General features: G+C 68.3%; 8 protein-coding genes. 7 read left to right on the top strand and 1 reads right to left on the bottom strand.

Annotation, left to right across the window (positions count from 1 at the left end):
- Positions 1 to 429: 429 nt before the first annotated feature.
- On the top strand, positions 430 to 1,116 hold the full coding sequence (locus tag ACYQ7X_RS10460) for an SDR family NAD(P)-dependent oxidoreductase (protein WP_459696956.1): 687 nt from the start codon (positions 430 to 432) through the stop codon (positions 1,114 to 1,116).
- On the opposite strand, the gene ACYQ7X_RS10455 is transcribed toward ACYQ7X_RS10460, so the two are convergent.
- The gene (locus ACYQ7X_RS10455) at positions 1,113 to 1,628 is read right to left on the bottom strand and encodes a MarR family winged helix-turn-helix transcriptional regulator (protein ID WP_459696955.1); all 516 of its coding nucleotides are present in this window, start codon (positions 1,626 to 1,628) and stop codon (positions 1,113 to 1,115) included. The two genes, ACYQ7X_RS10460 and ACYQ7X_RS10455, sit on opposite strands and share 4 nt — an antisense overlap.
- Positions 1,629 to 1,840: 212 nt before the next feature.
- Here ACYQ7X_RS10455 and ACYQ7X_RS10450 point away from each other — a divergent pair, with 212 nt between their 5' ends.
- Genes ACYQ7X_RS10450 through ACYQ7X_RS10425 form a run of 6 tightly spaced genes read left to right on the top strand, consistent with a single transcriptional unit; the run spans position 1,841 to position 8,213 of the window.
- The gene (locus tag ACYQ7X_RS10450) at positions 1,841 to 3,022 is read left to right on the top strand and encodes an NAD(P)/FAD-dependent oxidoreductase (protein ID WP_459696954.1); all 1,182 of its coding nucleotides are present in this window, start codon (positions 1,841 to 1,843) and stop codon (positions 3,020 to 3,022) included.
- A gap of 6 nt (positions 3,023 to 3,028) precedes the next feature.
- Positions 3,029 to 3,979, top strand: coding sequence for an ABC transporter permease (locus ACYQ7X_RS10445; protein ID WP_459696953.1), 951 nt, complete (start codon positions 3,029 to 3,031; stop codon positions 3,977 to 3,979).
- On the top strand, positions 3,976 to 4,875 hold the full coding sequence (locus ACYQ7X_RS10440) for an ABC transporter permease (protein ID WP_459696952.1): 900 nt from the start codon (positions 3,976 to 3,978) through the stop codon (positions 4,873 to 4,875). The genes ACYQ7X_RS10445 and ACYQ7X_RS10440 overlap by 4 nt, the downstream gene beginning before the upstream one ends.
- On the top strand, positions 4,872 to 5,876 hold the full coding sequence (locus tag ACYQ7X_RS10435; RefSeq protein WP_459696951.1) for an ABC transporter ATP-binding protein: 1,005 nt from the start codon (positions 4,872 to 4,874) through the stop codon (positions 5,874 to 5,876). The genes ACYQ7X_RS10440 and ACYQ7X_RS10435 overlap by 4 nt, the downstream gene beginning before the upstream one ends.
- Positions 5,873 to 6,898, top strand: a complete 1,026-nt coding sequence (locus ACYQ7X_RS10430; RefSeq protein ID WP_459696950.1) for an ABC transporter ATP-binding protein — start codon at positions 5,873 to 5,875, stop codon at positions 6,896 to 6,898. The genes ACYQ7X_RS10435 and ACYQ7X_RS10430 overlap by 4 nt, the downstream gene beginning before the upstream one ends.
- The gene (locus ACYQ7X_RS10425) at positions 6,888 to 8,213 is read left to right on the top strand and encodes an NAD(P)/FAD-dependent oxidoreductase (protein WP_459696949.1); all 1,326 of its coding nucleotides are present in this window, start codon (positions 6,888 to 6,890) and stop codon (positions 8,211 to 8,213) included. The genes ACYQ7X_RS10430 and ACYQ7X_RS10425 overlap by 11 nt, the downstream gene beginning before the upstream one ends.
- Position 8,214 lies beyond the last annotated feature (1 nt).

Here is an 8,214-nt window from a genome sequence, read left to right as displayed (position 1 = left end):
CCGCGTGATAATCGACCGCCTCTAACCCGATCACGCTCGCGCCCCGCCAAACCGAAGCCCCGTGCTCACGCCGCGACGCTTACGCTGGCGGCAGGAGGCCCCACAGTTAGGCAACAGGGCCGGTCTGGACTTGCTTCGAGAAAGTCGAGAGCCCCTGATGCACTGCAAGCAGTGCCCTGGGCATGAAGAAGAAGCAATTCCAGGAAATCATATAGTTAAGGGCGATACTGAGGCTAACCAGCAATTTCCAGGAACCCCAGCCAACCGCAGGAGCGGTAAGAGCGGCCTCGCTTCCTTATCAGCAACGCGCCGCAAGATGCGGGTGGGCGGCCGCGGCTAGGCCCAACGCGCGGAACGGGATTGCAAAGTTCCGGCCGGTGCCCTCTGCTGGCAGCCCTCGCTATCTTCCCTCTTTCGATCGGGTTCGCGATGGACAGCAAAAGCCAGCCTATCGTCATGATCTCGGGCGCGAGCCGGGGCATCGGCGCCGCCATCGCCGCCCGGCTGGCCTCTGCCGGCTGGACGCTCTCGCTCGGCGTGCGGAGCCCGCTACCCGGCGCGCATTTCACCACCCCCTATGACGCGACTGAGCCGGGCGCCGAGGAAGCCTGGGTGGCGGCAACCCTCGCCCGCTTCGGCCGGATTGACGCGATCGTCTGCAATGCCGGCATCCTGGTCGCCAAATCGGCGATCGAGGCCACCGATGCGGAGATGGAGGCAATGCTGCGGGTGAACCTGCTGGCACCGCGGCGCCTAGCCCGCGCCGCCTGGCCGCACCTTGCTGCAAGCGGCCGTGGCCGCATCGTCATCCTCTCCTCCCTCTCCGGGCTGCGCGTGGCATCGGCCGATTTCGGCGCCTATGCGATCAGCAAATTCGCGGCCACCGCGCTCGCGCATGCGCTGCGGCATGCCGGCTGGCCGCTCGGCATTCGGGCGACCGCGGTCTGCCCCGGCTTCGTCGCGACCGAGATGGCCACCGCCGCCACCGACACCCCGCCCGCGGAGATGACGCAACCGGGGGAGGTCGCGCGGCTGGTGGAACTTGCGCTCGACCTGCCGAACAATGCGAGCCTTGCCGAGATCGCCGTGAACTGGCGCCCGGATAGCGCCTATTAGGGTCGAGCCTTTGCCGTTGCGGCCTCCGCCCGCTTTTCCCCGTCGAGGCCGAGCGTTTCCGGCTGATGGATGCGGCGGAGCTTGCGCACGATCCTGACGAGGCTGCGCTGCTCCGCCGGGTTCAGCACCGAAAAGAAAGTCTCGTCATAGGTTTTCGCGATACGGATGTAGCGCTTCACCTCAGCGACGCCGCGGCGGGTCAATACCAGCCGATGCCGTCGGCGCTCCGCCGGGTCCGGCTCCCGCACCAGCAAGCCTGATTGTTCCAGCTGATCAACGATTCGCACCATCGCCGCCCGATCCTTGTGCTGCACGCGGCCCGCTTCGCTTTGGCTGATGCCGGGATTGGCGGAGACGAGCAGCAAGGTGGTGAGCTTGCCGGTACCGGTCGCCGCATCGGTATCGGCAAAAGCCTCGCTATAGGCTCGGTTGATCGAATGGCTCAGCATCCGCAGCTGGAAGCTGAGCAGACTGGTCAGCACCGTAATATCCGGGCTGGTGCGAACCGGCATCGCGGCCTCTCCCCATTCATTGGCAATTTTCACAAAAGCGCAATTTGCCGATTGCTGTCCAGAACAACAATCGTCTAAGCTTTGGCATCGGCCTCTCTGGCACGATCCTTGCGTTGCGTGACTCGCATTTGCATGACTTGCGTTTGCATGGCCTGTGTTTGCATGGCTTGCCTTTGCCCTGATGGTGCAACGAAGACGGAGGGATAAGGCGCGTGGTGGATGTCGTCATCATCGGTGCGGGCATCAGCGGTGCCGCCGCTGCCTATGAACTGGCGAGCGCCGGTCTTTCGGTAACGGTGCTGGATCGCTGGGGCCCGGCGGCGATGGCGAGCGGCTGGACATTGGCGGGTATCCGCCAGCTTGGGCGCGACCCCGCGGAGCTGCCGCTCGCGCAAGCGGCGATCGCCGACTGGCCTGATCTCGACAGGAAACTTGGCGCGCCGACGCAGTATCGGCAGCAGGGCAATTTGCGCCTTGCGCGCAGCGAGGCCGATCTCGCGCAACTCTCCGACATGGTCGCCGCACAGCAGCGCGCGGGGCTTGTGGCCGAAATGCTGGATGCCGCCGCGCTGCGCAAGCTGGCGCCCGCCCTCGCCCCTTCCCTGCCCGGCGCCGCCTACTGCGCGAGCGATGGCCACGCCGATCCGCGCGCCAGCGTGCAGGCGTTTCTATCCGCCGCCGAACGGGCCGGCGCGGTTTTGCGCTTCGGCGAGGCGGTGCGCGCGATCGAGGTTGCCGAAGACCGCGTGACGGGAGTGACGACGGAGCTTGGCCGTATCGCCTGCGGCCGCGTGGTGCTGGCCGCCGGCGTGCTCAGCAACCAGTTGCTCGAACCGCTCGGCCTCGCGATCCCAATGGTGACGCGCGCCGTCACGGTTCTGCGCAGCGCGCCGGTGCCGTCGAAACTCGCGCAAGTCATCGGCGTTGTCGATGCAAGCTGCGCGGGGCGGCAGGAAAGCGATGGCCGCTTTCGCTTCACGAGCGGCAGCGGCCCCTGGGCCGGGCAGATGGACTGGCCGGCCGAGGATCGGCCCGCGGGCCTGGCCCGGCCGGGCCCGCAACTCCTCCCCTCGCTCGGTGAAATCCTTCGCGTGGCAAAGCTTTTCGGCGCGCTGGTGCCCGCGGCGCTGGAGGCACCTCTGGCCGAAAGCTGGATCGGCCTGGTTGATATGACACCGGATGCGCTACCGGTGATCGAGGCCGCGCAATCGCCGCGCGGCCTCGCGATCGCCGCCGGCTTCTCGGGCCATGGCTTCTGCCTCGGCCCCGTCACCGGGCGGATCCTCGCCGCCCTGGCGCGCGACGAGGTGCCGAACCTGCCGATCGCGCCCTTCGCCCGCGCCCGCTTCGCCCGGCAGGCGGGCGCGGCAGCCGACCTCACCTTGCACGGCTGAGACGCGATGGCCCGCTATCTCATCCGCCGCATCGGCCAGAGCCTCGTTCTTCTCGTTCTCGTCTCGATGATCGGCTTCGCGCTCTTGCATCTCACGCCCGGCGGGCCGCTGAGCCAGTTCGCGCTGACACCCGGCATGTCCGCCGCCACCCTCGCGCGGATCTCGCATGCCATGGGGCTCGACCGGCCGTTGCCGGTGCAATATCTCGATTGGGCATCCCATCTGCTGCGCGGCGACTGGGGGCGCTCGTACCGAGACCAGCAGCCGGTGCTCGGCATCATCGTCGCGCATCTCTGGGCGACCCTCGAACTCATGGGCAGCTCGACGCTGCTCGCCATCATCTTCGGCACCTGGGTCGGCGTGCTCGGCGCCATCCGCCGCTATTCCTGGGCCGATTACCTCGCCACCATCGGCGCGATGATCGGCCTCTCGATCCCGACCTTCTGGTTTGGCCTTGTCATGATCTACATCTTCTCCGTCTGGCTCGGCTGGCTGCCCTCGGGTGACATGTATTCGAGCGGCAAGGCGACCTTTATCGACTATGCGCGGCACCTCATCCTCCCTTGCCTCGTCCTCACCCTGGTGACGATCGCGACATGGAGCCGCTACATGCGCGCGTCCATGCTCGATGTGATCGCCCAGGACTATATCCGTACGGCCCGCGCCAAGGGGCTGCGGCGCCAGGCGGTGCTCTGGCGCCACGCTCTGCGCAACGCGCTCCTGCCGATGATCACCATCGCCGGGCTGCAACTGCCGACGCTGCTGGGCGGCGCGCTCGTCACCGAAACCGTGTTCACCTGGCCGGGCATGGGGCGGCTGTTCCTCGATTCGATCGGCTACCGAGACTATCCGGTGGTGATGGGCCTGCTGATGTTTTCGGCGATCCTCGTACTCATCGGCAATCTGCTGGCAGACCTGCTCTATTCCCTCGCCGATCCGAGGATCCGCCTCTCATGAGCAGTTCCGCCCCCCTCGGCTCGGCGCTGCCCGCGCCCGCTCTCCCGGCCCGCCGGCGCCGCCCGGCCTTGCGCCGCTTCCTCCGCCATCGGCTGGCGATTTTCGGCCTTGCCGCCATCCTCTTCCTGGTCCTCGCCTGTGCCGTGGGGCCGCTGCTTTCGCCCTACGGGCCGCTCACCATCGATCTGCGCCATCGCTTCCAGCCGCCCCTGATAGGCCCGCATCTTCTGGGGACCGATCAACTCGGGCGAGACCTGCTGGTCCGCCTGCTGCTCGCCGGCCGCATTTCGCTGACCGTCGGCTTCGCCGCGATGGCGCTCAGCACCGTCTTCGGCGTGATCATCGGGCTCGTCGCCGGCTTCTATCGCGGCATCATCGGCACCGCGCTGATGCGCCTCGTCGATGCCGTCCTCTGCTTCCCGCAGATCTTCCTGCTGCTGACGCTCGCTGCCCTGGTCAGCCCGGGGGTCACCACCATCACGCTCATCGTGGCGCTCACCTCCTGGATGGAAGTCGCCCGCGTGGTGGAAGGCCAGGTGCGCTCGCTGCGGGAGCGGGATTTCGCGATCGCCGCGGAAGCCATCGGCGTTTCGGACGCGCATCTCATGCTGCGTGAATTGCTGCCGAACATCATGGCGCCCATCGTCGTCGCGGCGACGCTGACGATCGCCCGCGCCATCCTGCTCGAAAGCTATGCGAGCTATCTCGGCTACGGCATCCAGCCGCCCACCCCCTCCTGGGGCAATATGCTGAACAACGCCCAGGAATATCTCACCTCGGCGCCCTGGCTCGCGCTTGCCCCAGGCATCGTCATCACGCTCGCCGTCACCGGCTTCAACTTTCTTGGCGACGGCCTGCGCGACGCGCTGGACCCGCGGCTGGATATCCATCAATGAGCGCGGTGCTGACGGTCTCGGATCTCTCCGTCCGCTTCACCGGGGAAGGCGGCGCGGTCGATGCGGTCGAGGGCCTGTCCTTCACCTTGGGCGAAGGTGAGACGCTCGCGATCGTCGGCGAATCAAGCTCGGGCAAAAGCGTCACGGCGCTGGCCCTGATGCGGCTGCTGGGCGGCCCGCCGCGCTGCCAGGTGCGGGGCAGCGTGCGCCTGCGGCGGGAGGGCGGCGAGGAGCTTGATCTCCTCTCCCTCTCGGAAGCGCGGATGACCGGCATCCGCGGGCGGGACATCGGCATGATCTTCCAGGAGCCGATGACCTCGCTCAACCCCGTGCAGCGCATCGGCGCGCAGATCGCCGAGGGCTTGCGCGCGCATGAGCGGATGTCGGCGCGCGCCGCTGAGGAGCGGGCGGTGACGCTGCTCGGCCATGTCGGCATTCCCGAAGCCGCGCTCCGCGCGCGGGCCTACCCGCATCAGCTCTCTGGCGGCATGCGCCAGCGCGCGATGATCGCCATGGCGCTTGCCTGCCGCCCGCGCGTGCTGATCGCCGATGAGCCGACAACCGCGCTCGACGTGACGATCCAGGCGCAGATCCTCGACCTCATCCGATCGCTGCAGGAGGAGACGGGCATGTCGGTCATCTTCATCACGCATAATCTCGGTGTGGTGGCGGAAGTGGCCGATCGCGTGCTCGTCATGTATGCCGGCCAGGTGGTGGAGGATGCGCCGGTGGATGCGCTGTTGCGCCATCCTCGCATGCCCTACAGCGCGGGGCTGATCGGTTCGGTGCCGCGGCTTACCGATGTCTTGCGCAAGGGCGGCCGCCTCGCCGCGATCCCCGGCAATGTGCCGGACCCGCAGGCGCGGCCCGCGGGCTGCCGCTTCCACCCGCGCTGCGGGCATGCCGAGGCCGGGCGATGCGATGCCGCGCCGCCGCCGCTGGAGCAGGCGTCCGCCACCCATGCGGTGCGCTGCGCGCGTTGGCGGGAGATCGCGGCATGAAGGCGCCGCTGCTCAGCGTCGAAGGGTTGAACAAGCACTACGCCGTGCCCGGCGGCCGGGTACTGCGCGCGGTCTCGGATGTTTCCTTCGCGCTCGGCGCCGGGGAAGTTCTCGGCATCGTGGGCGAAAGCGGCTCGGGCAAGACGACGCTCGGCCGCACCGTGCTGCGGCTCACCCCGGCAAGCGGCGGCGCGATCCGCTTCCAGGGCCAGGACATCACGCATCTGACGCGCAAGCAGCTGCGGCCGGTGCGGCGCCACATGCAGCTGGTCTTCCAAGACCCCTACGCCTCGCTCAATCCCCGCATGTCGGTCGAGCAGATCCTCTCCATCCCCTTGGAGGTGCACGAGCCGGGCCTCAGCCGGGGCGAGCGGCAGGCGCGCATCGCGGAGGTGCTCGGCACCGTCGGCCTCTTTCCCGAAGCGGCGCGGCGCTATCCGCACGAATTCTCGGGCGGGCAGAGGCAGCGCATCGGCATCGCACGTGCGCTGATCTGCAACCCCGCCTTGCTGGTCGCCGACGAGCCGGTCTCCGCCCTCGATGTTTCGGTGCAGGCGCAGGTCGTCAACCTCCTGCTCGATCTCCGCCAGAGGCTCGGCCTCACGATCCTCTTCATCGCCCACGATCTCGCCGTCGTCGGCCTCATCTCGGATCGGGTCGCGGTGATGTATCTCGGCCGGATCGTGGAGATCGCCGAGACCGCCGCCCTCTTCGCGCGGCCGCGCCACCCCTATACCGAAGCCCTCTTCTCCGCCGTGCCGGACGTGCAGGCGCGGCCATCGCGCATCCTGCTGCGCGGTGATGTGCCGAGCCCGATCTCGCAACCTTCGGGCTGCCCCTTCCGCACCCGATGCGCCTATGCCGAAGCTGCCTGCGCTGAGGCGGTGCCGCCCTTGGTGGAACATGCGCCTGGGCATTTCGCGGCCTGCCACCGACCGGAACTTCGTCTCTCCTCACCAATTCCGCCGCAGGAAGCAGGGCTTCGCACGGCGCATGCTGAAGGCTTTGCCGATGGGACCTGAGATCGAACCCGCCATCACGGACGCCGCCCAGCCGGCGCGGGCGGATGTCGTCATCATCGGCGGTGGCATCATCGGCATCAGCGCGGCGCTGTTTCTCGCGCGGCAAGGTGTCTCCGTCGTTCTCTGCGAGAAGGGCCGCCTCGCGGGCGAGCAATCCAGCCGCAACTGGGGCTGGGTGCGCAAGACCGGGCGGGATTTGCGGGAAGTGCCGCTCATCATCGAAGCCTTGCGCATGTGGGAGGAGTTGGAGCGCGAGGGGATCGACACCGGCTTTCGCCGCTGCGGCGTGCTCTATGTGGGTGAAAGCGATGCCGACCTCGCGCGCTACCAGGCCTGGCTCGATCGGGTCGAGGGCTTCCAGATGGGCAGCCGGCTGATCGAGGGGGCGGAACTCGCGGCCCATCTGCCGGGCGCCACGCGGCGCTATCGCGGTGCGCTCTATACCGCGACCGATGGCCGCGCCGAGCCGCAGAAGGCGGTGCCGGCGATCGCCGCGGCGGCCCGGCAGGCCGGTGCCATCATCCTCGAAGATTGCGCCGTGCGCGGGATCGAGCGGCGCGGCGGGCGGCTTTCGACGATCGTGACGGAGCGCGGGCCGATCGCCTGCGAGAGCGCGATCCTCGCCGGGGGCGCCTGGTCGCGGCTTTTTTGCGCCAGCCTCGGCATCCGCCTGCCGCAACTCAAGGTGCGGGCGACGGTGCTGCGCACCGGGCCGATCGCGGGGGGGCCGGAAACCTCCGCCTGGCTCGGCCAGTTCGCCTATCGCAAGCGGCTCGACGGCGGCTATACCATCGCCAATGGGCGCAGCAATGTCGTGCCCATCGTGCCCGATACCTTTCGCTTCTTCCGCGAATTCCTGCCCGCCGCGCGGGAGGAACGCCGCGGCCTGCGCCTCCGGCTCGACCATCGCTTTTTCGAGGAAGCGCTGACGCCGAAGCGCTGGGCGCTCGATAAGCCGAGCCCCTTCGAAAACCAGCGCATCCTGGACCCCGACCCCGTGCCCGCCATCAACGCCGCCGCCGCGCGCAGCATCGCCGAGGTCTTCCCGATCTTCCGCTCGATGACGATCGCCCAGCAATGGGCCGGCATGATCGATGTGACACCCGATGTCGTGCCGGTGATATCGGAAGCGGCGAACCTGCCGGGCTTCGTCATCGCCACCGGCTTTTCCGGCCATGGCTTCGGCATCGGCCCGGCCGCCGGGCGGCTTGCCGCCGAAATCGCCACCGGGCGCCCGCCGATCGTGGACCCGACACCCTTTCGCTACAGCCGTTTCACTGACGGCACGCCGATCACCATCCAGTCCGGCCTTTGAC

The organism is Acidisoma sp. C75 (assembly GCF_054665095.1).
The sequence above is the reverse complement of the archived record's forward strand: the minus strand, read 5'-3'. Positions and strand labels throughout refer to the sequence as shown.